The sequence below is a fragment of the Pseudomonas sp. lyk4-TYG-107 genome, from assembly GCF_030209055.1.
GTDB lineage: Bacteria > Pseudomonadota > Gammaproteobacteria > Pseudomonadales > Pseudomonadaceae > Aquipseudomonas > Aquipseudomonas putida_A.
This window is the reverse complement of record NZ_JARVST010000035.1, coordinates 1-25,097: the sequence shown is the minus strand read 5'-3', so window position 1 is coordinate 25,097 and position 25,097 is coordinate 1. Positions and strand designations below refer to the sequence as shown.

Here is a 25,097-nt window from a genome sequence, read left to right as displayed (position 1 = left end):
CTCAGTTCACAGCGGACGTCGCTTCGACATGACGCGGTAAGGTCACCCGGATACGGGTGCCGCGCTGGCTTTGTACATCAGCCGGGCTGTCGATGGTGATTTGTCCATAATGCTCTTCAACGATGGAATAGACCAGTGCAAGGCCCAGACCGGTACCTTCACCCGGGTCCTTGGTGGTGAAGAAAGGTTCGAACAATCGGTCCATGATGTTCTGCGGAATACCACTGCCCTCGTCTTCGACGATCAGATCGACCGTGTGTTCGCCGGCTTCACTCTTGACCCGCACGGCGCTGCCCGCAGGCGAGGCATCACGGGCGTTGGAGAGCAGATTGATCAGCACTTGGGCGAGCCGCTGGGGATCGCCTTCGACCCAGTGATCCGGATCGCACAGGTTGTAGAACTGCACTTCGAAGTTGCGCCGGTTCAGCGCCAACAGACCGATGGCGTCCTGCGCGACTTCGGCCAGACAAACCGGTTCGTCGCTGTGCTGATGGCTGCCGGCGTGGGCAAAGCTCATCAGCGACTGCACGATGCGCGACACGCGCTTGGTCTGTTCGAGGATCTGCCCGCTGATTTCCGTCAGTTCGCCGTCTTCTTCGCGCTCTTCGCGCAGGTTCTGCGCCAGACAGGCGATGCCGGTGATCGGGTTGCCGATTTCATGGGCCACACCCGCCGCCAGCCGACCGATGCTCGCCAGGCGCTCGGAGTGCACCAGTTTGTCTTCGAGCATCTGCGTCTCGGTCAGGTCTTCCACCAACAGCACCAGACCACTGTTGCCCGGCGCCAACGGTTCGTCGATCGCCGCTTTGTGCAGATTGAGCCAGCGGGTCTGGCCGTCGAGAGCCAGGTGTTGCTTGTGCAAGTGCTCGTCGGGCAGGTTGATGAAGCCTTGCAGCAATGGCTTCCACGGATCGGCGATGGTGCTCAGGCGCGAACCGACCACCCGTTGCGCTGCGATGCCGGTGAGTTCTTCCATGGCCTTGTTCCACATCAGGATCTCTTGATCCTTGGCCAGCGAGCAGACGCCCATTGGCAACTCCTGCAAGGTCTGGCGGTGGTAGCGGCGCAGGGCGTCGAGTTCGGCGGCCAGCCCGGTGAGGCGCGAGTGGTAATCCTCGAGACGGCTTTCGATGAAGTGGATGTCTTCGGTCACATAGTTTTCGCCGCCGGCCTTGTACGGCAGGAAGGTTTCGACCATGTCCTGCGCCACGCTCGGGCCCATCAGGCCGGAGAGGTTGGCTTCGATGCGGTCGCGCAAGCGGCGCAAGGCATAAGGACGGCGCTCGTCGAACGGCAGATAGAGGTCGCGCAGGGCCTGCTCGACTTCTTTCTGCGCCGCCTTGGCGCCCAGTGGTTTGGCCAGTTGCGTGGCGAATTCCTGGGGCGAAGCCGCGTGCAGTTCGCGGCGTTGCGGACGACGCACGTTATCCACCGCGCAGGCTTCGGCGGCGCTGGCTTCTTCGGGGCTGGCATTGGTGAACAGCGAGATCAGGGTGAACATCAATACGTTGGCTGCCAGCGAGGCGATCGCCGCCATGTGCCAACTGGTGTCGTCCAGCACGTAAATCATGTTCAGCAGGGGAATGTAGAAACCCTGCAGATTGCCGACCAGCGGCAACAGCATGGTCACGACCCACACCACAATCCCCGCCAGCAGGCCGGCGATAAAGCCGCGCCGGTTGGCGGTCGGCCAGTACAGCACCGAGAGCACGCCGGGCAGGAACTGCAAAGTGGCGACGAAAGCGACGATGCCGAGGTTGGCCAGATCCTGCCCGGCGCCGAGCATCAAGTAGAAGCAGAAGCCGGCCATGATGATCGCGACGATCAGCGCCCGACGTGTCCACTTCAGCCAGCGATAGATGTTGCCTTCGGCCGGCGGCTGATAGAGCGGCAGCACCAGGTGGTTCAGCGCCATGCCCGACAGTGCCAGGGTGGTGACGATGATCAGGCCACTGGCGGCTGAAAGCCCACCGACATAGGCCAGCAGTGCCAGCGGTTTGCTGTTGGCGGCGATGCCGATGCCGAGGGTGAAGTATTCCGGGTCGGTGGTGGCGCCGAGCTTCAGGCCGGCCCAGAGGATCAGCGGCACTGCCAGGCTCATCAGCAACAGGAACAGCGGCAGGCCCCAGCTGGCGCTGACCAGTGAGCGCGGGTTGAGGTTTTCGGTAAAGGTCATGTGATACATGTGCGGCATCACGATCGCCGAGGCGAAAAACACCAGCAGCAGCGTGCGCCATGGGCCTTCCTGCAGGGGCGTGTGCAGGGCGGCGAGGGCGGTCTGGTTTTGCAGCAGCCACAGTTCGAGTTGTTGCGGGCCGTCGAACACGCCGTACAGCGCATACAGACCGACGCCGCCGAGGGCGATCAGTTTGATCACCGATTCGAAAGCAATCGCGAACACCAGCCCTTCATGTTTCTCGCGAGTGGCGATATGCCGGGAACCGAAGAAAATCGTAAACAGAATGATCAGCGCACAGAACGCCAGCGCGACGCGGCTCTGGATCGGCTCACCGGTAAGAATGCCGATGGAATCGGCCACCGCCTGAATCTGCAGCGCCAGCAGCGGCAGCACGCCGATCAACATGAAGATCGTGGTCAGCGCGCCGGCCCAGGTGCTGCGAAAGCGGAACGCGAACAGATCGGCCAGTGACGACAATTGATAGGTGCGGGTGATTTTCAGGATCGGATACAGCAGCACCGGTGCGAGCAGAAACGCACCAGACACCCCGAGGTAACTGGACAGAAAGCCGTAGCCATACTGATAGGCCAGCCCCACCGTGCCGTAAAACGCCCAGGCACTGGCGTAGACCCCCAGCGACAGGGTGTAGGTCAGCGGGTGGCGAATGATCGCCCGCGGGATCATGCCCCGTTCGCTGATCCAGGCAACGCCGAACAGCACCGCCAGGTACGCGGCGCTGATCAGGATCATCTGGGTCAGGCTAAAGCTCATCGGCATCTTTTTGGCTCTGCAGGATGAAGGTCACGACAATCAGGATCAACCAGAGCAGATACGGCCGATACCAGGCGCCCGTGGCGTCGATCCACCAATCCATGATGGCTGGCGAAAACAGATAGATTCCCACGACCAGAAGCAGGACCAAGCGATAGATGTACATCCCGGCCTCTCTTTTTTATGCGCGTGCCCGAAAACGTGCGGCGATGGTAACGGATGGGCGCGCCACTGCAAGTGTCGTCATTGCAGTTGCGCTTCGGGCAGGGTCAGTGTGCGCGGGATCTTTGTCGCATCCCAGTGGGCTGCGCCCCATTTGAGCAATTCCTCGGGGGTGGCATGCGCCAGCTCGGCACCGGGGTTTTGCCCCAGCGCACGCAAGGCTCGCAACAGCAGCGGCGTGGCCTGATCGGACTCAAGCGGCGGCGAACGGTAGGATTTGCCGAGCTTGTTGCCGTCCGGCTGCGTGATCAATGGCAAGTGCAGATAGCGCGGCTGACGCAGGCCCAACAGTTCTTGCAGGTAGAGCTGGCGCGGCGTGGAATCGAGTAGGTCGGCACCGCGCACGATGTCGGTGATGCCTTGCCAGGCGTCATCCAGCACCACGGCCAGTTGATAGGCGTAGAGGCCGTCGCGGCGGCGAATCACGAAATCGCCGACGTCGCGCCCCAGATGCTGGCGGAACTCGCCCTGCACGCGGTCGATGAAGTGGTATTCCAGTTCCGGCACGCGCAGGCGGATCGCCGCGTCTTGCTGCTCATGCCCGGCATTGCGGCACAAGCCCGGGTAAATGCCGTGATACGGCTCCAGTTGCTTGCGCGAACAGGTGCAGGCGTAGGCCAGGCCGTGATTGAACAGACTGTTGAGGACTTCGGCGTAGGCGTCGTGCCGGTCACTCTGGCGCACCATTTCGCCGTCCCATTCGAAACCGTAGCTTTCCAGCGCTTTGAGAATGGCCGCCTGCGCGCCGGGCTCTTCCCGGGGTGGATCGAGATCTTCCATACGCACCAGCCAGCGCCCGCCGACCGCGCGTGCGTCGAGATAAGAGGCGAGGGCGGCAACCAGCGAACCGAAGTGCAGGTGGCCACTGGGGGTCGGGGCGAAGCGGCCGATGTAGGCGGAAGCGGTTTTGGCAGTCATGGAAACGAAACTACTTTTCAGGCTATACGCAGGTCAACTTGTGGGAGCGAGCCTGCTCGCGAAAGCTTGGTGTCAGACGATTAAATGTTGAATGACACACCGCTTTCGCGAGCAGGCTCGCTCCCACAAGGGCAAAAAGCAAAAGGCAGAAACAAAAACGGAGCGTTCGCACGCTCCGTTTTTCATTCAGGTCGAGATTACTTGCCGACCTGCTTTTCCTTGATTTCCGCCAGGGTCTTGCAGTCGATGCACAGATCCGCAGTAGGACGGGCCTCGAGGCGCTTGACGCCGATCTCGATGCCGCAGGACTCGCACCAGCCGTACTCTTCGTCCTGGATCAGTTCGAGAGTCTTGTCGATCTTCTTGATCAGTTTGCGCTCGCGGTCGCGGGCGCGCAGCTCAAGGGCGAATTCTTCTTCCTGGCTGGCACGGTCGGCCGGGTCAGGGAAGTTGGCCGCTTCGTCTTTCATGTGATCAACAGTACGGTCGACTTCCTGCATCAAGTCCTGTTTCCACTTGTTCAGGATCTTGGTGAAGTGCGCGCGCATCGGGGCGCCCATGTACTCCTCGCCTTCCTTCGGAACGTAAGGTTCGAAGCCGCTGATCGTCACTTGCTGCTGTTGCTTTGCTTGGGTGGGCATGAAATGGACCGCCTCTACTCTTGTAATCCATTGCGCAGGATTGCTCCATCACCGACACCTGCCGGCCCTGCGGCTGCAAGCGGGCGAACTTACCAGATCAATTCGGCCTGCGCTACTCCCGGATGTCGAGGCCCCGGCGGGTGGCGCTTGCAGAAGTCTGGCAAGCCATGTCTGACAGTGATGGAGACCTGATCAATCTCTGATTTTAGTCAATCCTGGAGCGTACGCGCATATCGTTACAGTCCAGCGTTCTTGAGGCTGTGACCGCGACGGGTTCTCGCTCGTTCCGGCAGATGGGTAGAATCGTCTCTTTTTCCCCGTCGAAGGAAAACCAATGGCTCAGCCTTACAGTGCGCGCAGTCGTGCGATCGAACCGTTCCATGTGATGGCGCTGCTGGCGCGGGCCAACGAACTGCAGGCCGAAGGTCACGACGTGATCCACCTGGAAATCGGCGAGCCGGACTTCACCACGGCCGAGCCGATCATCCGTGCCGGGCAAGCGGCGCTGACGGCGGGCAAGACCCGCTACACCGCCGCGCGGGGCATTCCTGAACTGCGCGAGGCGATTTCCGGTTTCTATCAGACACGTTACGGCTTGAACATCGATCCACGACGGATCCTGATCACGCCGGGTGGCTCGGGTGCGCTGTTGCTGGCCAGTGCCTTGCTTGTCGATCCCGGCAAACACTGGCTGCTGGCGGATCCGGGCTACCCGTGCAACCGGCACTTCCTGCGTCTGGTCGAAGGCGCGGCGCAACTGGTCCCGGTCGGGCCGGACGTGCGTTACCAACTGACTCCGGATCTGGTGGCACGCCACTGGGACCACGACAGCGTTGGTGCGTTGGTGGCATCGCCAGCCAACCCCACCGGTACCATCCTGACCCGCGATGAACTGGCCGGGTTATCCACCGCGATCAAGGCGCGGCACGGGCATCTGGTGGTGGACGAGATCTACCACGGCCTGACTTATGGCACCGATGCCGCCAGCGTGCTGGAAGTGGATGACAGTGCCTTTGTCCTCAATAGTTTCTCCAAATATTTCGGCATGACCGGCTGGCGGCTCGGCTGGCTGGTGGCGCCGGAGGCTGCGGTCAGTGAGCTGGAAAAGCTCGCACAGAACCTCTACATCAGCGCCCCGAGCATGGCGCAGTACGCGGCACTGGCCTGTTTCGAACCGGGCACCATCAGCATCCTCGAAGAGCGCCGCGCCGAATTTGGCCGCCGCCGCGACTTCCTGCTGCCGGCGTTGCGCGAGTTGGGTTTCAATATCGCCGTCGAGCCTGAAGGGGCGTTTTACTTGTACGCCGATATCAGCCAGTTCGGCGGTGATGCCTTCGCGTTCTGCCGACATTTCCTCGAAACCGAGCACGTTGCCTTCACCCCGGGGCTGGATTTCGGGCGTTATCAGGCCAGCCACCATGTGCGTTTCGCTTACACGCAAAACCTCCCTCGCTTACAGGAAGCGGTGGAACGTATCGCTCGCGGCTTGAAGAGCTGGCAAGGCTGATGCGCTTTTATCCGGCTCTGGAAGAGGCGCGGCTGATTCGTCGCTACAAACGTTTTCTGGCGGACGTTGAAACGGTCAATGGCGAGTTGTTGACCCTGCACTGCCCGAACACCGGCTCGATGCTCAACTGTCAGGTCGAAGGCGGGCAAGTGTGGTTCAGTCGCTCAAATGACCCGAAGCGCAAACTGCCCGGCACTTGGGAAATCGGTGAAACCCCGCAGGGCCGGCTGTTCTGCGTGAATACCGGCCGCGCCAACGCCTTGGTTGAGGAGGCGCTGCAAGCCGGAGTCATCAGCGAGTTGAACGGCTTTACGACGCTTAAGCGTGAAGTGGCGTACGGTCAGGAAAAGAGCCGTATCGATTTTCGCCTCGAATACCCGAGTGGCCCGGCCTACGTGGAAGTAAAAAGCGTCACGTTAGGCTTCGATGGAACCAACGTGGCCGCGTTTCCCGATGCGGTCACCCAGCGCGGTGCCAAGCACCTGCGTGAACTGGCGCATTTGGCCCGTGACGGTATTCGTGCGGTGCAGTTGTATTGCGTCAATCTCAGCGGCATCGAGGCGGTGCGGCCGGCCGAGGAAATCGATTCGGCCTACGCGGATGCCCTGCGCGAGGCCGTTGCATGCGGGGTCGAAGTGCTGGCCTACGGCGTGCGCTTGAACCACGAAGAGATGGTGATCGACCGGCGGCTGGACGTTTTGCTCAACGGTTAAACATCTATCCACAGCCCCTGCGCATCTTCGCGGCAGGGGATGGCGGTCAGCGATTGCCCGGCGCAGGGCCCGGCGACGCATTCACCGTCCTCGATCAGAAACAGTGCGCCGTGGGTGGCGCACTGGATCAGGCTGTTGCTCGGGTCGAGAAACTGGTCGGGCTGCCATTCCAGGCCGACGCCACGATGCGGGCAACGATTGAGATAAACATAGGCCTGGCCATTGCGGCGCACGGCAAACAGTTTGTTGCCATCGATGTCGAACCCACGGCTGCCGGCCTCAGCGAGATCGGCGCCGGCGCACAAAAACTTCATGGCTATCCTCAAATGTCTGCTCGTTTCAGGAAATGTCCGAGCTTGACGTTTAAATGCAAACAATTATCAAATGGCCGCCTTCGCCCACTGCGCGCAACCGCCGTCAAGGATACTTGGCCCGCCGGTTCGCTGCCCGGGAAAACTTTTCAAGGAAAGCTGCGTATGCGCCTGATTACCCGCGTTGCCCTGCTGTGTGTCGGACTGCTCGCCAGCCTTCAGGCGACAGCTGCCGATTTGCCACAGCGTTGGGTCAGCGCCGGTGGGGCGCTTTCGGAGTGGGTGAGTGCATTGGGTGGCGAATCCAAACTGGTCGGGGTCGACACCACCAGCCAGCATCCGCAGTCGCTGAAGAAGCTGCCCAGCATCGGCTATCAACGCAGTCTCTCGGCAGAAGGCATTCTCAATCTGCGCCCGGACATCCTCATCGGCACCGAAGAAATGGGCCCGCCACCGGTTATCGCTCAAGTGAAAAGCGCCAAGGTACAGGTCGAACTGTTCTCGGCGCAGCCGGATCTGTCGACCCTGGAAAAAAACATCACGCATCTCGGGCAGTTGCTCGGCGCGCAAGCCCAGGCGGCGCAGTTGCTGGAAAGTTATCAAAAGCAGCTAACCGCGCAGAAAGCCCGAGTCGCCGAGTTGCAGACCAAACATAATGCGCCCGGTGTGCTGGTGCTGATCGGGCATGCCGGCGGCAAGCCATTGATTGCCGGCAAGGACACTGCCGCCGACTGGCTGCTGCAACGGGCCGGCGGACATAACCTGGCGACGCATACCGGTTACAAGCCGTTCTCCGTGGAGTCGCTGGCCGGGCTCGATCCTGAAGTGCTGGTGTTCGCTGATCGGGCGTTGAGCGGTGAGGCGGCAAAAGCGGCATTGTTCAAGGAAAACCCCATTCTCAATTCAAGCCGCGCGGCCAAGGCCGGACGGGTGCTGGAGCTGGATCCGACGCTGCTGGTCGGCGGGCTCGGGCCGCGTTTACCGGCGGCGTTGAAGGATTTGTCTGACGGCTTCTACCCGACCGCGAGCGGCCAATGACCGTGCTGGTCAAACCACGAAGCCTGTTTATCGGCCTGGCGCTTCTGTGTTTGCTGGCCATCTGGCTGTCGTTGGCGCTGGGGCCGGTGAGCCTGCCGCTGTTCGATACGTTACGCGCTGCATTGCGCATGGTCGGTGTGCCGTTGGCGCCGGACGGTCTGGAGCAGGCCGAGCTGATCCTCGGGCAGATCCGTCTGCCGCGCACCTTGCTCGGTCTGGCCGTCGGCGGTGTGCTTGCACTGTCGGGTGTGGCGATGCAGGGCTTGTTTCGCAATCCGCTGGCCGATCCCGGGTTGGTCGGGGTTTCCAGTGGGGCAGCGCTGGGTGCGGCGGTGGCGATTGTCGGCGGGTCATTTTTTGGCGGTTTGCCGGAGTGGTTCGGGCCGTACCTGTTGTCGGCGTGCGCGTTTCTCGGTGGACTGGGGGTGACGGCGCTGGTCTATCGGCTCGGTCGGCGCAACGGCCAGACTAACGTCGCGACCATGCTGCTGGCCGGGATCGCCCTGACGGCATTGGCAAGCTCGGCGGTGGGTCTGTTCACCTATCTGGCGGATGACGCGACTTTGCGTACGCTGACGTTCTGGAATCTGGGCAGCCTCAATGGCGCCAGTTACGCGCGTTTGTGGCCGTTGCTGATTATCAGTGCTGGCGTCGCGCTGTGGTTGCCGCGGCGTGCCAAGGCGCTGAATGCGCTGTTGCTCGGGGAGTCCGAAGCCGGGCACTTGGGGGTCGATGTCGAACGGCTCAAGCGTGAATTGGTGTTCTGCACGGCGTTGGGTGTTGGCGCAGCGGTGGCAGCAGCCGGGATGATTGGCTTCGTCGGGTTGGTGGTGCCGCATCTGGTGCGTTTATTGGCCGGGCCCGATCACCGTGTGCTATTGCCCGCCTCGGTATTGGCCGGTGCCAGTCTATTGTTGCTGGCGGATCTGGTGGCGCGGCTGGCGCTGGCGCCGGCGGAATTGCCGATCGGTATCGTCACGGCGTTTATCGGTGCGCCGTTCTTCCTCTACCTGCTGTTGCGAGGTCGTGCCTGATGCTGCGTGCGCACAATCTGCACATCCGTCGCGGACGCAAGACCGTGCTCAGCGACGTCACCCTGCAACTTGAGCCCGGTGAGGTGTTGGGTGTGCTTGGGCCGAACGGTGCCGGCAAAAGCACCTTGCTCGGTGCCTTGTGCGGTGAGCTGACGGCCAGTGACGGTGAGGTGTTGCTCGACGACAAGGTGCTGAGTCACTGGACAGGTTCACAGCGCGCTCAGCGCCTGGCGGTGTTGCCGCAGGTGTCGACGCTGGATTTTGCCTTTCGCGTGGAAGAAGTGGTCGGCATGGGCCGCTTGCCGTATCAAAGCGGTCGGGTGCGCGACGACGAAATCATTGCGGCAGCGCTGGACGCTGCGGATGCCGGGCATCTGAGCGGGCGCAGTTATCTGGCGTTGTCAGGCGGCGAGCGCCAGCGTGTGCATCTGGCGCGGGTGCTGGCGCAGTTATGGCCGGGGCAGGTCGGGCAAACCTTGTTGCTGGATGAGCCGACCTCGATGCTCGATCCCTTGCATCAACACACCACGTTGCAGGCGGTGCGCGAGTTTGCCGATCGTGGCGCGGCGGTGCTGGTCATCCTGCATGATCTGAATCTGGCGGCGCGCTATTGTGATCGGGTGTTGCTGCTCGAAGGCGGGCGCCCGGTGGCGCTGGATACGCCGCAGCAAGTCTTGCGACCGGACTCGCTCAAAGCTGTGTTCGGTCTCGAGGTATTGGTGCAGGCGCACCCGGAGCGCGGGCATCCGCTGATCATCGCCCGCTGATTTCTCATCGAGGTGATGGTATGCGCGGGATGTGGTTGTTAGCGGTGTTGCTGCTTGCTGGGTGTCAGCATGTTGCCCCGCCCCCGCCAATCAGTGGCGAAATTCGTGATCTGCACAGCGGCCAGATACTGACGGCACAGGAACTGCTGACGCGTCTGTCGGGGCCGCAACTGCTCATCATCGGCGAGCAGCATGACAACGCCGATCACCACGCCGCGCAGTTGTGGCTGTTGCAGGCACTTGAGGAGCAGCGTCCTCAGGGCAGTCTGCTGCTGGAAATGCTCACGCCGAAGCAACAGCCGAACGTTGACCAGGTTCGCCATGCAGCAGCGCCCTCTACTGATCTTCCCGCCGCGTTGGCCTGGCAGGATGGCTGGGACTGGAATTTCTATGGACCGATCATTCGGTTTGCCCTCACGCAACCCTATCCGCTGTTGGCGGCCAATCTGGACGACAGTGAAATCCGCGCTGTCTATCGTCAGCCGCCAGCCCTGAACGGTGTCCGCAGCAATGCGGCCTCGGTGAAAGCCAGGCTGTTTGAGCAGATCAGCGATTCACATTGCGGCTTGCTGCCCAAATCACAGATGCCGGCGATGCTCGCGGTTCAGCAACAGCGCGATCGACGCATGGCCGAACGTTTGCTGGCAGCGCCGACGCCAGCCTTGCTGCTGGCGGGTGCCTGGCATGCGCGCAAGGATGTTGGCGTGCCGCTGCATGTGCTGGATTTGGGCGCAGCCCAAGCGCCAACGGTGCTGATGCTGGCCGAGCAGGGCGCCGAGGTGACTGCGGCGATGGCCGATTACGTCTGGTACACCCCGGCCACGCCCGCGCAGGATTACTGCGCACAGATGCGCAAACAGTTCGGCCAGTGACTTTTCCACAGGCAAAAAAAGACCCGGTAAAAAACCGGGTCAAATAACCGTGATTAGCCTGATGAGGAGATAATCTGAGAGTCCGAACCAAGGGCTTTTCAGAATATCGACTGATCTCGCGACCAGTTGTGATAATCATAGCGATTCTCATTAGCGAGTCAACCACTGTTTTTCCATTTACTTGATTTAGTCGTGCAAATGGCCGGAATGTCCCGGAAACAGGGGGCTTAACGCGCAGCCTTGATCGCATCCAGTTGCGTAATTTGCTGATTGAGCTGGCCAATACGCCGGGCCATGCTCTCAATCAGACTGTGGGCAATTTTCGGATTGTTGCGGGTCATGCTCAGAAACTGCTCGCCTGGAATCAGCATCACCGTGCTTGGCTCGCGAGCGATGACAGTGGCATTGCGCGGTTCACCGGTGAACACCGCCATGGCGCCGAAAATCTCGTCCTTGGGCACGTCGCCAACCTTGTGTCCATCCACGAACGCTTCGGCTTGCCCATCGATGATCACGAAGACGTGATCGGCGGCATCGCCCTGCTGGATCAACACCTCACCGCTTTCGACCCGTTTGAAGCCATTGGTGCTGCGAAACTCCCGTGGCTTCAGTTCGGCCACCGCGTGTGCCAGCAGCGCCATCTGCCCCAGCAGATACTCAAGCCATTGCTCGGCCCGATCCGGTTCGGCATACAAATGCTGGAACAGTTCGGTTCGCCGATAGGGCAACAAGCGCGATGGCCCTTCGCTGCGCAGTCGGCAATCGGCCCAGGCGTCACCTTGCTGCAGACCGAGCAGATCACCTTCCTGCCAGTAAAACAACGCACGGCCGCCGATGTAGCCGTGGATCACGCCTTCTGTCAGTAGAAACAGCTGATCGTGTGGGAGCTGCGCCATCAGGTCGTCAGAGACTTCTGGCTCAAAGGCTCGCCCGCACGGCGCAAGGCCTTCCAGCCAGCGCGCGGGCAAGCTCTGCAAACGATTGATCAGTGCATCGACCGGTGCCGATTGTTCCCCGAGCAAATACATGGCCGTCAGCGCCTGTTCAGTTCTTGTGACGCGAGGAGATGGCTTCGAGCTGCTTGTTCAAGGCGTCTTTGCGTTCGGCCGGGATGTCGTTCCAGTGCACATCCATCAGCGCCCCTTCGATCGCGTACAACAACACCTTTGATGCGCGAAACCCGCGGGTACGCACGGCCCGATAGGCGTCCACCGCCCCCAGGCGACGCAAGTCCGAGGCGCTGTGGATGCCCACGGCATGCAGCCACTGCGCCGACGTCTTGCCAAGATTCTTCAGGTGTTGCAGTTCATCATTCATCAAGCCTCCTTGCGACGGCCGAATGGTGCGTGGGCGATCTTCTCAGGAGTGTAGCCATCAGTAGGAAAAGCGTGGTTGTTTGGTCGGATTAGACGCAAACGCTTCTAAGAAAGGGGCTGCGAACGCAGAAAAGGAGGGAAGAAACGCGGAGATAATGTGGGAGCGGGCTTGCTCGAGAAGGGGGGCTTTCAGCCAACAGATGTATCGACTGACACTACGCCTTCGCGAGCAAGCCCGCTCCCACAGGGGAAAGGCGTCGGGTCAGAGAAAGATAAAAAAGTATCAGCGGGTGCGATAACGCAGGCGTGTACCAAAATTCATCGACATCAGAATCTCGTCGGCACTCAGTTCCGGCGGAAAGTACGCTCCGGAAATCTGTGCGTGCGCCAGGCTTGCGCCTTCCAGCGAGGAGTTACGGAAATCGATGCCGCGCAAATCGGCAGAGCGGAAGTACGCGTCCCGGAAATCCACGCCATCGGCGTTCAGTTCACGCAAGTCGAGACCACGGAAGTCGCCACCGACCATGTCGATCGGGCCGTCGTTCGGGCGTTCCTTGTTGAAGCCTGCGATGTCGTCTTTGTGCAGCAGGGCATAAAGCGGGGTGTCGAGAAGTTTCGGCTGGCTCATGTCACATCACCTGTTGGTTTTATGACGCCAGTATAGTGCCACTATTTGACGGCCGTGAAGCAAGCGAGGGCTTCACGGCCGAAATAGTTTCTTACAGGCCTGGCAGGCGCTGACGAATCTGCGCCACTACGGTGTCGAGGGTCCCGCTTTCATTGGTCTGCACGCGTTTGCTGCGCAGAATTTCTTCTGGCGTCAGCGCTTCGCGGCTGGCCTGCTGGGCCTCGATGACCACCAGCGTGGCGTCGGAAGGATCCTTCTTGTCTGCCTGACGAATCGCCAGCCAGCTCTCGATCACGGCTTGCGGTGCGTTGCAGTCGAGGATCAGGAACGGCGTGCCGGTGGCCTCGGCGACTTGAGCGGCGTTGTCGCGTTGCTCGCGCTTGAGGTAGGTCGCATCGATCACTACCGGGAAACCGGCGTGCAGAATCACTCCGGCAATCTCATGCAGGCGGGCATAAGTGGCGGCGCTGGCATCGGCGCTGTAAATCCCGGCCTGCACGTCGTTGGCTACGGTCTGCTCGCCGAACAGTCGCTTGCGCTCGACGTCGGAACGCAGGCGAATCGCGCCCAGCGCTTCGACCAGACGCATCGCCACGTGGCTCTTGCCGACAGCCGATACGCCGTGGGTGATGGCCATGAAGCGCGATGGAATGGTGCTGTAGCTTTCCGCCAGGTTTGCGTAGTTGCGGTACTGGCGCAGGGTGGTGGCGCGCTGCACCGGGGTGGCGTCCGCCGGCATGCTGAACAGTGCAACTTTTGCGCGAACCAGTGCGCGGTAGGCTTTATAGAAGTTCAGCACTTCCAGGCCTTGATAGTCGCCGGTCAGCTCCAGGTACTGGCTGATGAAGCGGCGGGCGAGGGATTTCAGGCCACGGTCTTCCAGGTCCATCGCCAGGAAACCGGTGTCGGCCCAGACGTCAGTGAAGCGGAACGGTTCGTTGAACTCGATGCAGTCGAAGATCACCACTTTGCCATTGATGACAGTGGCGTTGCCCAGGTGGATGTCACCGTGGCATTCGCGAGTGAAACCCTCGGCCTTGCGCTGGCTGAACAATGCCTTGAGACGATCGAAGCTGCTTTCGGCCCAGGCTTGCAGGGCTTCGAGTTGCAGCAGATCGTTTTTGTCGCTGAGGAACGGCAGGATCTGCTCGAAGTTCTGGCGCACCGGGGCCATCACGCTGTCCGGGGTCCCGGCCTCGTGTTCGGCCGGGACTTTTGGCGCACTGAGGTGGAATTTGGCGATCTGCTCGGCCATTTCATCGATGTGCTGGGTGGTCAGTTCACCGTTGGCTTGCAGGGTGCTGAGCAGGCCGGTCTGCGGGAATTGACGCATCTTCAGCACATATTCGATCACCGGGCCGTCGCCACCAAGTTGTGGCGCCTCGACGCTGCCGGTCACCGGCAACACGTCCAGATACAAATCGTCGGTCAGACGCTGGTTCAGGCGCAGTTCTTCAGCGCAGAAATGCTCGCGCTCTTCGAGGCTGGTGAAGTCGAGGAAGCCGAAATTCACTGGCTTCTTCACTTTATAAGCAAAGGGGCCGGTGAGGATCACCCACGAGATATGGGTTTCGATGACCTGGAACCCTTCGACGGGGTGCGGGTAGAGGGCCGGGTTTTGCAGGGCAGCGATCAGGGACTGGCTCACGGGCGATCCTTCAGAGACTGGGAAATTCGAGGTCGCCATTATGGCCGCTCGCCAGCCTGACGCAAACCTCGGAGCGCTCCTGTTGAGTATGAATAAAGTGCGTATAATCCGCCGCCATGACTCGAACTCGATCCCCCCGTACCAAGAAAAAACCAGTCTCCAAGGGCCTCAGCCCGTGGTTGAGCTGGGCCATTAAACTCAGCCTGGTCGGCCTTGTGGTGCTGGCCGGCTTCGCCGTTTACCTCGATGCCGTGGTGCAGGAGAAGTTCTCCGGCAAGCGCTGGACCATCCCGGCCAAGGTCTACGCGCGTCCGCTGGAGCTGTTCGTCGGACAAAAGCTGAGCAAGGATGATTTCCTCACCGAACTCGACGCCTTGGGCTATCGCCGCGAAGCCGTGAGCAATGGCCCAGGTGCCGCCGCCGTCAACGGCAATACCGTTGATCTGAATACTCGCGGCTTCCAGTTCTATGAAGGCCTGGAGAAACCGCAGCCGGTGCGCGTGCGCTTCTCCGGCGACTATGTGGCCGAACTCTCCGGGCTCAATGGCGGAAAATTGTCCGTGGTGCGGCTTGAGCCGCTGATGATCGGCGGCATTTACCCGAAAAACCTTGAAGACCGCATCCTGATCAAGCTCGATCAGGTGCCACCGTACCTGCTGGAAACCCTGGTAGCGGTGGAAGACCGGGACTATTACAGCCACTGGGGCGTGTCGCCGAAATCGATTGCCCGGGCGATCTGGGTCAACACCTCTGGCGGCAAGATGACCCAGGGCGGCAGTACGCTGACCCAGCAACTGGTGAAGAACTTCTATCTGACCAACGAGCGCAGCCTGAGCCGTAAGCTCACTGAAGCGATGATGGCGATGCTGCTGGAGCTGCACTACGACAAAAAGGAAATCCTTGAGGCCTACCTCAATGAAGTCTTTGTCGGCCAGGACGGTCAGCGTGCCGTGCACGGCTTTGGTCTGGCCAGTCAGTTCTTCTTCGGTCAGCCACTCTCCGAGCTGAAGCTGCATCAGGTCGCGCTGCTGGTCGGCATGGTCAAAGGTCCGTCCTACTACAACCCGCGCCGCAATCCCGAGCGTGCGCTGGAACGGCGTAACCTGGTGCTCGACGTGCTTGAGCAGCAAGGCGTGGCGACTGCCGAACAGGTTGAAGCGGCGAAGAAAATGCCCTTGGGCGTGACCACGCGCGGCAAGCTTGCCGACAGCTCGTTCCCGGGCTTTATCGATCTGGTCAAACGCCAGTTGCGCGAAGACTATCGCGACGAGGACTTGACCGAAGAAGGCTTGCGGATCTTCACCAGTTTCGACCCGATTCTGCAGATGAAGGCCGAAGCGTCGGTGAATGACACCTTTAAACGCCTGGCTGGACGCAAGGGCTCCGATGACGTGGAAGCGGCGATGGTCGTGACCAACCCGGAAACCGGCGAAGTGCAGGCGATGATCGGTAGTCGTCAGGCCAGTTACGCCGGTTTCAACCGAGCGCTGGACGCCGTGCGGCCGATCGGTTCCCTGGTCAAGCCAGCGGTGTATCTGACCGCACTGGAAAAACCGAGCCGTTACACGCTGACCAGTTGGCTGTCGGATGATCCGCTGTCGATCAAAGGCGCGGACGGCCAGGTGTGGAAGCCACAGAACTACGACCGTCGCTCCCACGGCACAGTCTTCCTCTATCAAGGGCTGGCGCATTCGTACAACCTGTCGACCTCGCGCCTGGGTCTGGAAGTCGGTGTGCCGAATGTGCTCAAGACCCTTGCGCGTCTGGGCGTGACCCGGGAGTTCCCGGCGTTCCCGTCGATGTTGCTGGGTGCTGGCGGCATGACCCCGATCGAAGTGGCGACCATGTATCAGACCCTCGCCAACGGTGGTTTCAATACGCCGATGCGCGGGATTCGCAGTGTGCTGACCGCCGAGGGCGAGCCGCTCAAGCGTTATCCGTTCCAGATCGAGCAGCGATTTGATCCGGCGTCCATTTACCTGATCCAGAACGCCATGCAGCGTGTGATGCGTGAAGGTACCGGCAGCTCGGTTTATAACGTGCTGCCCAAGACCCTGACGCTGGCCGGCAAGACCGGTACCAGTAACGATTCGCGTGACAGCTGGTTCGCCGGTTTCAGTCAGGATCTGCTGGCGGTAGTCTGGCTGGGTCGTGACGACAACGGCAAGACCCCGTTCACCGGGGCGACCGGTGCATTGCAGGTCTGGACCAGTTTCATGCGCAAGGCCGATCCGCTGCCGCTGGACATGCCACAGCCGGACAACATCGTGCAGGCGTGGGTCGATTCGCGTACCGGGCAAGGCTCCGATGCCAACTGTCCGGGGGCGGTGCAGATGCCGTATATTCGCGGCAGCGAACCGCCACCCGGCGCCGCGTGTGCAAGCGAAACGCCTGCCTCGCCGGAGTCGGTGATGGATTGGGTCAAGGGCTGGATGAATTAAGCAAAGAGGGTTTCAAGTGAACAAGTGGTTGATTCCAGCGGTGACTGCCGTGGCTTTGCTCAGTGGCTGCTCTACCGTACAGCGTGGTTCGATCCCGGTGGTGGACGCCGGCACAGCCGTGTCCAACAGCGAACGGCTGTCGGCCAACGGCGGTTTCCGCAAGACGACAGTCACACGCCCAGTCCAGGGCCAGGCGCAATCCCAGGCCATCCCGCAAGGCGATACCGGCGTGGTGGTGATGGTGCCGGGTGGTGGCGCCACAACATCGGCGCCGATCAGCTCCTCGCCGATCGTTCCGGGCCCGGCTTCCGGCGGTATCACTGCGGGGCCGTACAACCCGTCGCCGGTCGAGTCGGCACCGATCAACTCCGGCAGCTACAGCATGCCTTCGACGCCAAGCGGGATTCCTTCGGCCAGCAGTGGCGGTGGTCTGTCGGCGGACGAACAGCTCGATGGCCCGGTGCTCGCCTTGCTGACCACTGCGCAACAGCAGCAGGCCGGTGGCGACCTCAACGGTGCGTCTTCCAGTCTGGAGCGCGCTCAACGCGTTGCCCCGCGTGAGCCGCAAGTGCTCTATCGTCTGGCGCAAGTACGCATGGCTCAAGGTGATGCGCCACAGGCCGAGCAGTTCGCCCGTCGTGCACTGACCATGGCCAACGGTCGTCCGGACTTGCAGGCCAACCTATGGGAGATCATCGCGCAGTCCCGTGAGAAACAAGGCGATTCCGCCGGCGCAGCGCTGGCTCGTCAGAAGGCCAAGGTTTCGCTGTGATGGATTCCCGGTTCCCGAAAATCGCTGATCAGTTGCTGTTGATCGAGCGCGAACTGCGCACGCAGGGTTGGTGGGACGAGGTCCAGCCATCGGCCGAAGCCCTGAGCAGTGTCGAACCGTTTTCGGTCGACACGCTGGATTTCGAGCAATGGCTGCAATGGATCTTCCTGCCACGGATGAAAATGATCCTTGAGCAGGATCTGCCGTTGCCCAACGCCTCGGGCATTCAGGAAATGGCGGAAATGGTCTTCGCCCAGCGCAATCTGCAGGGCAAGGATCGACAGCTGCAGGTGCTGCTCAAAGAGTTTGACCTGCTGATTACCGCCTCGCGCTAAGCCTCTGTAGGAGCTGCCGCAGGCTGCGATCTTTTGATCTTGGTTTCAAAGATCAAAAGATCGTCCGATCGCGGCCCGAGCCTGCGGCAGCTCCTACAGGTGTCTATTCGCAGTTCTGCGCAATCTGCTTCTGCGCTTCGACAATGCGCTCCTGCCGCTGCGCATCATCCAGCCGCCTTAATTGTCCTTCCACTTCCTCCCTCAACCGCGGATTGTTCTGCAATTGCGCCAGGTTCGTCCGTGCCTGTTCGCAAAATGCCTTGAGCTGCGCCTGCTGCTCCGCCACCTGTTTCTTCACCTTGTCGTCGATGGCTTTCTGATCGCCCAGCGCACCACTGCCAGGCATGGCGGCAGGTTTCGTTGGGGGCGAGGAGGGCGTCTGCACAGTCGTCGCCGGCAGCCCTTGCGGTGGCTGCGCATCGAAGTGCGTGACGCCCTGGGCATCTACCCATTTGTAGATTTGAGCGGCCGAGCACCAGGGGCTGAGGCCGATCAGCAGAGTTAGTAGAAGCGTTCGCATGCTGATTCCTTGGCAAAATTGCGCAATTGACGCTAACAGAGTAGCTGTTTTCAGGTTTTTTCTTGCGTTCTCATGTGCTTACCCACAATTAAGCACATTGACGGCTTGACTTGGAGAGGGCGAAACAGAAGAATCCAAAGTCCGCTGTAGAGGGACTGCCAGAAGCAGACCCACTCGGTAGATCATGAGGCGCATATCCGCGTCGACCTGTTACACCCGCAACGCGTTACCTCGCGCTGGGTGGGAAAGGCCCGCAACACTTGGGACGATCCCAATACTTGCTCAGTCAGTGCTGACGTAGTCGGCGACCACCGTCGCTCATGCTCTGCCGAGAAGTAAACCTATTAAGACCCGCCCCTTTTGTGTGGACGGTATTCTGGCGTTTTAGAGGTGAACAACGTGGAGCTTTTATCTGGCGGTGAGATGCTCGTCCGCTTCTTGCGTGACGAAGGCGTCAAATATATCTACGGGTACCCGGGTGGTGCTCTTCTTCATGTTTACGATGCCCTGTTCAAAGAACCGGAAGTGACCCACATCCTGGTTCGTCACGAACAAGCGGCTACCCATATGGCTGACGGCTATGCCCGTGCCACCGGTAAAGCCGGCGTGGTATTGGTGACATCAGGTCCTGGCGCCACAAACGCCATCACCGGTATCGCCACCGCCTATATGGATTCGATTCCAATGGTGATCATTTCCGGTCAGGTGCCAAGCACCATGGTCGGCACCGACGCGTTCCAGGAAACCGACATGATCGGTATCTCCCGGCCGATCGTGAAGCACAGCTTCATGATCAAGCACGCCTCGGAAATCCCGGAAGTCATGAAGAAGGCCTTCTACCTGGCGCAATCCGGTCGTCCGGGCCCGGTCGTGGTCGATATCCCGAAAGACATGACCAACCCGGCCGAGAAGTTCGAATACATCTTCCCGAAAAAAGCCAAGCTGCGTTCCTACAGCCCGGCCGTCCGCGGCCACTCCGGGCAAATCCGCAAGGCGGCAGAAATGCTGCTGGCAGCCAAACGCCCAGTGCTCTATTCCGGTGGCGGCGTGATCCTCGGCAACGGTTCCGCACCGCTGACCGAACTGGCGAAAATGCTCAACCTGCCAGTGACCAACACCTTGATGGGCCTGGGCGGTTTCCCTGGCACCGACCGGCAGTTCATCGGCATGCTCGGCATGCACGGCAGCTACACCGCCAACCTGGCGATGCACCATGCCGACGTGATCCTGGCTGTCGGCGCGCGTTTCGATGACCGTGTGATCAACGGCGCGGCGAAGTTCTGCCCGAACGCCAAGATCATCCACATCGACATCGACCCGGCTTCGATCTCCAAGACTATCAAGGCCGACGTGCCAATCGTTGGCCCGGTGGAGAGCGTCCTGACCGAAATGGTCGCGATCCTCAAGGAAATCGGCGAGACCCCGAACAAGGAGTCCGTTGCCAGTTGGTGGAAGCAAGTCGATGAGTGGCGCGGTGATCGCGGCTTGTTCCCTTATGAAAAGGGCGACGGCAGCCTGATCAAGCCGCAGACCGTGATCGAGACCCTGTGCGAAGTGACCAAGGGCGATGCCTTCATCACTTCCGACGTGGGCCAGCACCAGATGTTCGCGGCGCAGTACTACACGTTCAACAAGCCGAACCGCTGGATCAACTCCGGTGGTCTGGGCACCATGGGCTTCGGTTTCCCGGCGGCCATGGGCATCAAGTTGAGCTTCCCGGATGACGACGTTGCCTGCGTCACCGGTGAAGGCAGCATCCAGATGAACATCCAGGAGCTGTCGACCTGCCTGCAATATGGCTTGCCGGTGAAAATCGTCATCCTGAACAACGGTGTTCTGGGGATGGTTCGTCAGTGGCAGGACATGAGCTATGGCAGCCGCCACTCGCACTCTTATATGGAGTCGCTGCCTGACTTCGTCAAACTGGCTGAAGCCTACGGTCACGTCGGCGTGCGCATCACCGATTCGAAGGATTTGAAGTCGAAGATGGAAGAGGCGTTCGCCATGAAAGATCGTCTGGTGGTGATCGATATTTCGGTCGATACCAGCGAGCACGTCTATCCGATGCAGATCAAAGACGGCTCCATGCGCGATATGTGGCTGAGCAAGACGGAGCGTACTTAATCATGCGGCACATTATTTCCCTGCTTCTGGAAAACGAACCCGGCGCTTTGTCTCGCGTAGTCGGCCTGTTCTCGCAGCGCAACTACAACATTGAAAGCCTGACGGTGGCGCCAACCGAAGACCCAACGCTGTCGCGTCTGACGCTGACCACTGTCGGCCACGATGAAATCATCGAGCAGATCACCAAAAACCTGAACAAGCTGATCGAAGTGGTCAAGCTGGTGGACCTGTCGGAAAGCGCTCACATCGAGCGCGAGCTGATGCTGGTCAAGGTCAAGGCCACTGGCGCCCAGCGCGCCGAGATCAAACGCACCACCGATATTTACCGTGGACAGATCGTCGACGTCAGCGCCAGCGTGTATACCGTTCAACTGACCGGTACCAGCGACAAGCTCGACAGCTTCATTCAGTCCATCGGCACCGCATCGATTCTGGAAACCGTCCGTAGCGGCGTGACCGGCATTGCCCGCGGCGACAAAGTACTCAGCATCTAAACCAAATTAGCGAATGGCCTGAACGGCCTGGATATATAGGGGAAATTCATGAAAGTTTTCTACGATAAAGACTGCGACCTGTCGATCATCCAGGGCAAGAAAGTTGCCATCATCGGTTACGGTTCCCAGGGCCACGCCCAAGCGTGCAACCTGAAAGATTCCGGTGTCGACGTAACCGTCGGTCTGCGTAAAGGTTCGGCTACCGTTGCCAAAGCCGAAGCTCACGGCCTGAAAGTGACCGACGTGGCCGCCGCTGTTGCCGGCGCCGACCTGGTCATGATCCTGACCCCGGACGAATTCCAGTCCCAGCTGTACAAGAACGAAATCGAGCCGAACATCAAGAAAGGCGCCACCCTGGCCTTCTCCCACGGTTTCGCGATCCACTACAACCAGGTTGTTCCGCGTGCCGACCTCGACGTGATCATGATCGCGCCGAAAGCGCCGGGTCACACCGTGCGTTCCGAGTTCGTGAAGGGCGGCGGTATCCCTGACCTGATCGCGATCTACCAGGACGCTTCGGGCAACGCCAAAAACGTTGCACTGTCCTACGCAGCTGGCGTGGGTGGCGGTCGTACCGGCATCATCGAAACCACCTTCAAGGACGAGACCGAAACCGACCTGTTCGGCGAACAAGCCGTACTGTGCGGCGGTACCGTTGAGCTGGTGAAAGCCGGTTTCGAAACTCTGGTTGAAGCTGGCTACGCGCCGGAAATGGCCTACTTCGAATGCCTGCACGAACTGAAGCTGATCGTTGACCTCATGTACGAAGGCGGTATCGCCAACATGAACTACTCGATCTCCAACAACGCCGAATACGGCGAGTACGTGACCGGTCCGGAAGTGATCAACGCCGAATCCCGTCAGGCCATGCGCAACGCCCTGAAACGTATTCAGGACGGCGAATACGCCAAAATGTTCATCAGCGAAGGCGCGACCGGCTACCCTTCGATGACCGCCAAGCGTCGTAACAACGCCGCTCACGGTATCGAAATCATCGGCGAGCAACTGCGCTCCATGATGCCGTGGATCGGTGCCAACAAGATCGTCGACAAAGCCAAAAACTAAGTCGTCATCCTTGTACGAAAAACGCGGCCTCGGCCGCGTTTTTTCGTTTGAAACCGATGGTTCTGGTATAAAGCTGCATCGTTTGTGGCCGAACCATCGTCACAGGCACCTGTCGAATTTTTCCAAACCGTTGCAAGGTAATGTCCATGAGCGAACGTCCCGAAGAGCCGAACCAGGCTTCTGACGCCGAAAGCCTGCTGCCCATCGATGAACATGTCGAGGAAGGGCACGACGCGGAAGGCCGTAAAGTCCGGCATCGTGGTATCTATCTGCTGCCGAATCTATTCACCACTGCGAACCTGTTCGCAGGGTTTTATTCCATCATCAACTCGATGAGTGCCCAGGCTGCCTTGAGCGCCGGTGACTCTGCGAATGCGAGCAAGTATTTCGCCTTCGCCGCGATCGCGATTTTCGTGGCCATGGTGCTCGATGGTCTTGATGGCCGTGTAGCGCGCATGACCAATACGCAAAGTGCCTTCGGCGCCGAGTATGACTCGTTGTCGGACATGGTCGCGTTCGGTGTAGCGCCGGCGCTGCTGGCCTTTGGCTGGGCATTGGGCGACATGGGCAAGGTCGGCTGGATGGTCGCCTTCATCTATGTCGCCGGTGCAGCATTGCGTCTGGCGCGTTTCAATACCCAGGTCGGTACGGCGGACAAGCGCTATTTCATTGGTCTGGCCAGCCCGGCGGCTGCAGGCGTGGTGGCGGGTATCGTCTGGGCGTTCAGCGATTACGGCATTCAGGGTTCGAAGATGTCGTTCCTGGTCGCCTTGATGGTGGCGGCTGCCGGCATGTTGATGGTCAGCAACATCAAGTACAACAGCTTCAAGGAGCTGGACTTGAAGGGGCGCGTGCCGTTCGTGGCGATCCTCGCTGTGGTGCTGGTGTTCGCCGTGGTGTTCAGCGATCCACCGCGAATTCTACTGCTGGTGTTCCTCGGTTACGCCGCTTCCGGCCCTGTGCAATACCTGTTGCGTCTTCGTCGTCACAAAAACGCCGAATGATGTAATTTCCCGCATACTCCGCAGTCTATGGGTGCATCTGTCCTCCAAAACTGCGGAGTTGCCATGCTGATCAAAATCCCCAAAGCGTCCGACTGCCATGAGTCGGATGTCACGCCTGAATCCATTTATCTTTCTCGTCGCCAATTGCTCGGAGCTACCGCTGCCGGTATCGCCGTGAGCAGCCTGCCGCGTTGGGCCAGTGCCGGGGATGCGGCGCGTTATGCCGATGTCGAGCCGGGCAAGGCGCCTGCCTGGTTTGCCGAGAAGCTCCCTTCTACCAAGTGGGGCGCCGTCAACGTCAAAGATGAGGCGATCACGCCTTATAAAGACGCGACCCATTACAACAACTTCTATGAGTTCGGCACCGACAAGGGTGATCCGGCCGCCAATGCCGGCTCGCTGAAAACCGAGCCGTGGAGCGTTGTCGTGGACGGGGAAGTGGGTAAGCCAGGGCGTTACGCGCTGGAAGACTTCATGAAGCCGTACCAGTTGGAGGAGCGTATCTATCGCCTTCGCTGTGTTGAGGCGTGGTCGATGGTCATCCCGTGGATTGGCTTTCCGATTTCTGCGTTGCTCAAGCAGGTCGAACCCACCTCCAACGCCAAGTACATTCGCTTTGAGACTCTGCAGGATCCCAAAAGCATGCCGGGTCAGCGCTCAGGTTTCGCCCTGATCGACTGGCCATATGTAGAAGGCCTGCGCCTGGACGAGGCGATGAGTCCGCTGGCGATTCTGGCGGTTGGCATGTATGGCCGTGAGTTGCCGAATCAGAACGGTGCGCCGCTGCGCCTGGTAGTGCCGTGGAAGTACGGCTTCAAGAGTGTGAAGTCCATCGTGCGTATCAGTCTGGTCAGCGAGCAACCGAAAACTACCTGGCAGAGCATCGCGGCAGATGAGTACGGGTTTTATGCCAACGTGAATCCGACGGTTGATCACCCGCGCTGGACTCAGGCACGGGAGCGGCGTCTGCCGAACAGTCTGTTCAAGCCGAATGTGCGTGATACACAGATGTTCAACGGCTATGCGGATGAAGTCGCTTCTTTATATACAGGGCTCGATCTGCGGAAGAACTACTGATGCGATATCCGTTCTGGCGTGTAGGCGTTTTTATCGCTGCGGCGATTTGGCCATTGCTTTGGTTTTATCAAGCGTTCGCCGATTTGCTCGGGCCGGATCCTGGCAAAGTCCTGGTTGATCGATTGGGGCTGGGAACGCTGGTATTGCTGTTGATTACATTGAGCATGACGCCGCTGCAGAAATTGACGGGGTGGGCGGGCTGGATTGCTGTGCGCCGTCAGTTGGGACTTTGGTGTTTTGCCTATGTGGGTCTGCATTTGTTCAGCTATATGGCGTTTATCCTCGGCTTCGACTGGTCGCAGTTGGGCGTGGAGTTGCGTAAGCGGCCATACATTATTGTCGGCACACTGGGTTTTCTCGGGTTGTTGGCGTTGGCAGTAACCTCTAATCGCTACAGCCAGCGTCATTTAGGTGTGCGCTGGAAGAAACTGCATCGGTTGGTCTACGTGATTCTGGGGCTGGGATTGCTTCATATGTTGTGGATCGTGCGTGCTGATCTCAAGGAGTGGGCGATCTATGCCTTTGTGGGGGCGGCGCTTTTGCTGCTGCGGGTGCCTGCCGTTGCGCGTCGAATTCCGCGCTTGCTGACTAAAAAGCAGGTTTTGCAATAAAACTGAAATTAACGGTTGACGGCAGATTCAGGAGGTCTATAATTCGCCCCACTTCCGGCGCAGTCGAAACGGAAAACTCCTTGAGATTC

Annotated in this window: 25 protein-coding genes; 15 read left to right on the top strand and 10 right to left on the bottom strand. The window is 60.1% G+C overall.

Translation table 11 applies throughout. The features are described 5' to 3' along the window. Position 1 precedes the first annotated feature (1 nt). The 4 genes from QRN61_RS25955 to dksA form a co-directional block, all read right to left on the bottom strand. On the bottom strand, positions 2-2,956 hold the full coding sequence (locus QRN61_RS25955; protein WP_161794896.1) for a sensor histidine kinase: 2,955 nt from the start codon (positions 2,954-2,956) through the stop codon (positions 2-4). Beyond that, the gene (locus QRN61_RS25950; protein WP_003176118.1) at positions 2,940-3,116 is read right to left on the bottom strand and encodes a hypothetical protein; all 177 of its coding nucleotides are present in this window, start codon (positions 3,114-3,116) and stop codon (positions 2,940-2,942) included. Before QRN61_RS25950 ends, QRN61_RS25955 begins: the two co-directional genes overlap by 17 nt. Positions 3,117-3,193: 77 nt before the next feature. Beyond that, on the bottom strand, positions 3,194-4,090 hold the full coding sequence (gene gluQRS, locus QRN61_RS25945) for a tRNA glutamyl-Q(34) synthetase GluQRS (RefSeq protein ID WP_096797550.1): 897 nt from the start codon (positions 4,088-4,090) through the stop codon (positions 3,194-3,196). Between the two features lie 197 nt (positions 4,091-4,287). Beyond that, positions 4,288-4,731 carry an RNA polymerase-binding protein DksA gene (dksA, locus tag QRN61_RS25940; RefSeq protein WP_027614094.1) on the bottom strand — a complete coding sequence of 148 codons (444 nt, stop codon included), beginning with the start codon at positions 4,729-4,731 and terminating at the stop codon, positions 4,288-4,290. A 334-nt stretch (positions 4,732-5,065) separates the two neighbouring features. On the opposite strand from dksA, the gene QRN61_RS25935 reads away from it, so the two are divergent. Both QRN61_RS25935 and sfsA read left to right on the top strand, forming a co-directional pair. Beyond that, positions 5,066-6,238 carry a pyridoxal phosphate-dependent aminotransferase gene (locus QRN61_RS25935; RefSeq protein WP_096797549.1) on the top strand — a complete coding sequence of 391 codons (1,173 nt, stop codon included), beginning with the start codon at positions 5,066-5,068 and terminating at the stop codon, positions 6,236-6,238. After that, positions 6,238-6,951 (top strand): DNA/RNA nuclease SfsA, encoded by a 714-nt coding sequence (gene sfsA, locus QRN61_RS25930; protein WP_096797548.1) that lies wholly within the window; start codon positions 6,238-6,240, stop codon positions 6,949-6,951. The genes QRN61_RS25935 and sfsA overlap by 1 nt, the downstream gene beginning before the upstream one ends. On the opposite strand, the gene QRN61_RS25925 is transcribed toward sfsA, so the two are convergent. Then, entirely contained in the window at positions 6,948-7,265 is a 318-nt protein-coding gene (locus QRN61_RS25925; protein WP_096797547.1) for a Rieske (2Fe-2S) protein, read from the bottom strand. The genes sfsA and QRN61_RS25925 overlap by 4 nt on opposite strands. Positions 7,266-7,427: 162 nt before the next feature. Here QRN61_RS25925 and QRN61_RS25920 point away from each other — a divergent pair, with 162 nt between their 5' ends. The 4 genes from QRN61_RS25920 to QRN61_RS25905 are packed head-to-tail and all read left to right on the top strand — an operon-like array spanning position 7,428 to position 10,973. After that, positions 7,428-8,300, top strand: a complete 873-nt coding sequence (locus tag QRN61_RS25920) for a heme/hemin ABC transporter substrate-binding protein (protein ID WP_096797546.1) — start codon at positions 7,428-7,430, stop codon at positions 8,298-8,300. A gap of 50 nt (positions 8,301-8,350) precedes the next feature. Continuing rightward, a complete protein-coding gene (locus QRN61_RS25915) occupies positions 8,351-9,334 on the top strand; it encodes a FecCD family ABC transporter permease (protein WP_179353369.1) in 984 nt (327 codons plus the stop codon). After that, the gene (locus QRN61_RS25910; RefSeq protein ID WP_150367925.1) at positions 9,334-10,101 is read left to right on the top strand and encodes a heme ABC transporter ATP-binding protein; all 768 of its coding nucleotides are present in this window, start codon (positions 9,334-9,336) and stop codon (positions 10,099-10,101) included. The genes QRN61_RS25915 and QRN61_RS25910 overlap by 1 nt, the downstream gene beginning before the upstream one ends. A gap of 20 nt (positions 10,102-10,121) precedes the next feature. Next, positions 10,122-10,973, top strand: a complete 852-nt coding sequence (locus QRN61_RS25905; RefSeq protein WP_096797543.1) for a ChaN family lipoprotein — start codon at positions 10,122-10,124, stop codon at positions 10,971-10,973. Between the two features lie 227 nt (positions 10,974-11,200). Here the strand turns inward: QRN61_RS25905 and QRN61_RS25900 are convergent, their stop codons facing one another. From QRN61_RS25900 to QRN61_RS25885, 4 genes are all read right to left on the bottom strand, one after another. Continuing rightward, positions 11,201-12,001, bottom strand: a complete 801-nt coding sequence (locus QRN61_RS25900; RefSeq protein ID WP_285376134.1) for a Crp/Fnr family transcriptional regulator — start codon at positions 11,999-12,001, stop codon at positions 11,201-11,203. A gap of 16 nt (positions 12,002-12,017) precedes the next feature. Next, positions 12,018-12,290: a TfoX/Sxy family protein gene (locus QRN61_RS25895; protein ID WP_003228231.1), complete on the bottom strand. Its 273-nt coding sequence runs from the start codon at positions 12,288-12,290 to the stop codon at positions 12,018-12,020. Positions 12,291-12,572: 282 nt separating this feature from the next. Then, entirely contained in the window at positions 12,573-12,917 is a 345-nt protein-coding gene (locus tag QRN61_RS25890; protein WP_007963914.1) for a pentapeptide repeat-containing protein, read from the bottom strand. Positions 12,918-13,008: 91 nt separating this feature from the next. After that, positions 13,009-14,565 (bottom strand): bifunctional aminoglycoside phosphotransferase/ATP-binding protein, encoded by a 1,557-nt coding sequence (locus QRN61_RS25885; RefSeq protein WP_285376130.1) that lies wholly within the window; start codon positions 14,563-14,565, stop codon positions 13,009-13,011. 116 nt (positions 14,566-14,681) lie between these two features. On the opposite strand from QRN61_RS25885, the gene mrcB reads away from it, so the two are divergent. The 3 genes from mrcB to QRN61_RS25870 are packed head-to-tail and all read left to right on the top strand — an operon-like array spanning position 14,682 to position 18,113. Beyond that, positions 14,682-17,006 carry a penicillin-binding protein 1B gene (mrcB, locus tag QRN61_RS25880; protein ID WP_027614084.1) on the top strand — a complete coding sequence of 775 codons (2,325 nt, stop codon included), beginning with the start codon at positions 14,682-14,684 and terminating at the stop codon, positions 17,004-17,006. Between the two features lie 16 nt (positions 17,007-17,022). Continuing rightward, on the top strand, positions 17,023-17,778 hold the full coding sequence (locus QRN61_RS25875) for a tetratricopeptide repeat protein (protein ID WP_096797538.1): 756 nt from the start codon (positions 17,023-17,025) through the stop codon (positions 17,776-17,778). After that, complete coding sequence (locus QRN61_RS25870) at positions 17,778-18,113, top strand: YqcC family protein (RefSeq protein WP_007963922.1); 336 nt, start codon at positions 17,778-17,780, stop codon at positions 18,111-18,113. Before QRN61_RS25875 ends, QRN61_RS25870 begins: the two co-directional genes overlap by 1 nt. Before the next feature lie 103 nt (positions 18,114-18,216). On the opposite strand, the gene QRN61_RS25865 is transcribed toward QRN61_RS25870, so the two are convergent. After that, positions 18,217-18,633 carry a DUF4124 domain-containing protein gene (locus QRN61_RS25865; RefSeq protein WP_027614082.1) on the bottom strand — a complete coding sequence of 139 codons (417 nt, stop codon included), beginning with the start codon at positions 18,631-18,633 and terminating at the stop codon, positions 18,217-18,219. A gap of 399 nt (positions 18,634-19,032) precedes the next feature. On the opposite strand from QRN61_RS25865, the gene QRN61_RS25860 reads away from it, so the two are divergent. From QRN61_RS25860 to msrQ, 6 genes are all read left to right on the top strand, one after another. Next, the gene (locus tag QRN61_RS25860) at positions 19,033-20,757 is read left to right on the top strand and encodes an acetolactate synthase 3 large subunit (RefSeq protein WP_027614081.1); all 1,725 of its coding nucleotides are present in this window, start codon (positions 19,033-19,035) and stop codon (positions 20,755-20,757) included. A 2-nt stretch (positions 20,758-20,759) separates the two neighbouring features. Next, positions 20,760-21,251 (top strand): acetolactate synthase small subunit, encoded by a 492-nt coding sequence (gene ilvN, locus QRN61_RS25855; RefSeq protein ID WP_003205610.1) that lies wholly within the window; start codon positions 20,760-20,762, stop codon positions 21,249-21,251. Positions 21,252-21,299: 48 nt separating this feature from the next. Then, the gene (ilvC, locus tag QRN61_RS25850; RefSeq protein WP_007959661.1) at positions 21,300-22,316 is read left to right on the top strand and encodes a ketol-acid reductoisomerase; all 1,017 of its coding nucleotides are present in this window, start codon (positions 21,300-21,302) and stop codon (positions 22,314-22,316) included. 146 nt (positions 22,317-22,462) lie between these two features. Continuing rightward, positions 22,463-23,320 (top strand): CDP-diacylglycerol--serine O-phosphatidyltransferase, encoded by an 858-nt coding sequence (gene pssA / locus QRN61_RS25845; RefSeq protein WP_027614080.1) that lies wholly within the window; start codon positions 22,463-22,465, stop codon positions 23,318-23,320. 63 nt (positions 23,321-23,383) lie between these two features. After that, on the top strand, positions 23,384-24,397 hold the full coding sequence (msrP, locus tag QRN61_RS25840; protein ID WP_096797536.1) for a protein-methionine-sulfoxide reductase catalytic subunit MsrP: 1,014 nt from the start codon (positions 23,384-23,386) through the stop codon (positions 24,395-24,397). After that, positions 24,397-25,008 (top strand): protein-methionine-sulfoxide reductase heme-binding subunit MsrQ, encoded by a 612-nt coding sequence (gene msrQ, locus QRN61_RS25835; RefSeq protein ID WP_096797535.1) that lies wholly within the window; start codon positions 24,397-24,399, stop codon positions 25,006-25,008. The genes msrP and msrQ overlap by 1 nt, the downstream gene beginning before the upstream one ends. Positions 25,009-25,097 lie beyond the last annotated feature (89 nt).

What these genes read in the sequence shown, in the direction of transcription:
- QRN61_RS25955 (WP_161794896.1), bottom strand. Translation starts at nt 2,956, where the DNA reads ATGCCGATGAGCTTTAGCCTGACCCAGATGATCCTGATCAGCGCCGCG.
- QRN61_RS25950 (WP_003176118.1), bottom strand. Translation starts at nt 3,116, where the DNA reads ATGTACATCTATCGCTTGGTCCTGCTTCTGGTCGTGGGAATCTATCTG.
- gluQRS (WP_096797550.1), bottom strand. Translation starts at nt 4,090, where the DNA reads ATGACTGCCAAAACCGCTTCCGCCTACATCGGCCGCTTCGCCCCGACC.
- dksA (WP_027614094.1), bottom strand. Translation starts at nt 4,731, where the DNA reads ATGCCCACCCAAGCAAAGCAACAGCAGCAAGTGACGATCAGCGGCTTC.
- QRN61_RS25935 (WP_096797549.1), top strand. Translation starts at nt 5,066, where the DNA reads ATGGCTCAGCCTTACAGTGCGCGCAGTCGTGCGATCGAACCGTTCCAT.
- sfsA (WP_096797548.1), top strand. Translation starts at nt 6,238, where the DNA reads ATGCGCTTTTATCCGGCTCTGGAAGAGGCGCGGCTGATTCGTCGCTAC.
- QRN61_RS25925 (WP_096797547.1), bottom strand. Translation starts at nt 7,265, where the DNA reads ATGAAGTTTTTGTGCGCCGGCGCCGATCTCGCTGAGGCCGGCAGCCGT.
- QRN61_RS25920 (WP_096797546.1), top strand. Translation starts at nt 7,428, where the DNA reads ATGCGCCTGATTACCCGCGTTGCCCTGCTGTGTGTCGGACTGCTCGCC.
- QRN61_RS25910 (WP_150367925.1), top strand. Translation starts at nt 9,334, where the DNA reads ATGCTGCGTGCGCACAATCTGCACATCCGTCGCGGACGCAAGACCGTG.
- QRN61_RS25905 (WP_096797543.1), top strand. Translation starts at nt 10,122, where the DNA reads ATGCGCGGGATGTGGTTGTTAGCGGTGTTGCTGCTTGCTGGGTGTCAG.
- QRN61_RS25900 (WP_285376134.1), bottom strand. Translation starts at nt 12,001, where the DNA reads ATGTATTTGCTCGGGGAACAATCGGCACCGGTCGATGCACTGATCAAT.
- QRN61_RS25895 (WP_003228231.1), bottom strand. Translation starts at nt 12,290, where the DNA reads ATGAATGATGAACTGCAACACCTGAAGAATCTTGGCAAGACGTCGGCG.
- QRN61_RS25890 (WP_007963914.1), bottom strand. Translation starts at nt 12,917, where the DNA reads ATGAGCCAGCCGAAACTTCTCGACACCCCGCTTTATGCCCTGCTGCAC.
- mrcB (WP_027614084.1), top strand. Translation starts at nt 14,682, where the DNA reads ATGACTCGAACTCGATCCCCCCGTACCAAGAAAAAACCAGTCTCCAAG.
- QRN61_RS25870 (WP_007963922.1), top strand. Translation starts at nt 17,778, where the DNA reads ATGGATTCCCGGTTCCCGAAAATCGCTGATCAGTTGCTGTTGATCGAG.
- QRN61_RS25865 (WP_027614082.1), bottom strand. Translation starts at nt 18,633, where the DNA reads ATGCGAACGCTTCTACTAACTCTGCTGATCGGCCTCAGCCCCTGGTGC.
- ilvN (WP_003205610.1), top strand. Translation starts at nt 20,760, where the DNA reads ATGCGGCACATTATTTCCCTGCTTCTGGAAAACGAACCCGGCGCTTTG.
- ilvC (WP_007959661.1), top strand. Translation starts at nt 21,300, where the DNA reads ATGAAAGTTTTCTACGATAAAGACTGCGACCTGTCGATCATCCAGGGC.
- pssA (WP_027614080.1), top strand. Translation starts at nt 22,463, where the DNA reads ATGAGCGAACGTCCCGAAGAGCCGAACCAGGCTTCTGACGCCGAAAGC.
- msrP (WP_096797536.1), top strand. Translation starts at nt 23,384, where the DNA reads ATGCTGATCAAAATCCCCAAAGCGTCCGACTGCCATGAGTCGGATGTC.
- msrQ (WP_096797535.1), top strand. Translation starts at nt 24,397, where the DNA reads ATGCGATATCCGTTCTGGCGTGTAGGCGTTTTTATCGCTGCGGCGATT.